The following is a 1,124-nucleotide window of genomic DNA, read 5'->3' as shown; positions in this document are numbered from 1 at the left end:
TATGGGTCCCTGTGTCTTGGAAGTCTGTCATGATGAAGGTGGGCGGGAAGCCGTTGGGTCCTTGGCGCTTGACGCCGTGATCCGGCCCGGTCTCCCGCCCGTTCCATCTACAACCTGAACAGTTGCACGAGGCTGCGCCAACAGACCTCGCATCACAGGGACAGGCACCATGATCATACCCCTTCGTTACGTCGGAATCGACGTCTCCAAACATCACCTCGATATTTTCGATGAGGCCATCGGTGTATCGGAACGCATCGTCAACGCGACACAGGCCATCACACAGCTGGTGGCGCGTTGGCGATGCGATGCGCTGGTCGTCTTCGAGGCCACGGGTGTCTATGACCTCGAGCTCCGCGAGGCGCTGCGTCAGGCCGGTATCCGCTTTGCCCGGATCAATCCGGCCCGTGCCCGTGACTTTGCCCGCGCCAGCGGCCAGCTCGCCAAGACCGACCCGATCGATGCGCGGATGCTGGCGGCCTTTGCGCGCGCCATGCAGCCCGCCACCGAGCAAGTCGCCAGCCCCGCCCGTAGCGCCTTGGCAAGGCTGGCAAAACGGCGAGATCAGCTGGTCCTGATGCGCGTCCAAGAGAAGAACCGCCGCAGCGAGGCCGATGACTGCGCCATGGCCGAACGCATCGGCCGCTTCATCGAGGTCCTCGACGGCCAGATCGCCGAGATCGAGGCCGATATCAGCGCGCTGATCAAGGCCGAACCGGAGATCTCGGATGATGCGCAGTTGATGCGCTCACTGCCCGGCGTGGGTCCTGTGGCCTGCATGCAGCTCATCGCGCAGATGCCGGAACTCGGACGGATTGGACCGAAGCAGGTGGCTGCGCTCGCCGGCCTGGCTCCCTTCAACGTCGACAGCGGCGCCTACCGTGGCAAGCGCAAGATCGGCGGTGGCCGAAAGCGCGTCCGCGCCGCCCTCTACATGGCTGCCCTCAACGCGGTCCGTAGAGCAGCTCCCTTTAAGACCTTCTACACACGACTGCGGCAGGCCGGTAAGCCCGCCAAGCTCGCTCTCATCGCTGTCGCCAGGAAGCTACTGACGGTCCTCAACGCCATGATGCGTGATAGAAAGCCCTATCAGCTCGAGCCAGCAACATAACAGTTGCCGGCTC

The 1,124-nt window shown here is 63.7% G+C and carries 1 protein-coding gene; it reads left to right on the top strand.

Annotation, left to right across the window (positions count from 1 at the left end; all coding sequences use genetic code 11):
• The first annotated feature begins 169 nt into the window (after nt 1-169).
• Nucleotides 170-1,111 (top strand): IS110 family transposase, encoded by a 942-nt coding sequence (locus BI327_RS40740; protein WP_076867244.1) that lies wholly within the window; start codon nt 170-172, stop codon nt 1,109-1,111.
• The last annotated feature ends 13 nt before the right edge of the window (nt 1,112-1,124 follow it).

This window comes from Bradyrhizobium mercantei (genome assembly GCF_001982635.1).
GTDB classification, from domain to species: Bacteria; Pseudomonadota; Alphaproteobacteria; order Rhizobiales; family Xanthobacteraceae; genus Bradyrhizobium; species Bradyrhizobium mercantei.
Note: the sequence above shows the minus strand (reverse complement) of the source record. Positions and strands in the feature narration are given on the sequence as shown.

What these genes read in the sequence shown, in the direction of transcription:
- BI327_RS40740 (WP_076867244.1), top strand. Translation starts at nt 170, where the DNA reads ATGATCATACCCCTTCGTTACGTCGGAATCGACGTCTCCAAACATCAC.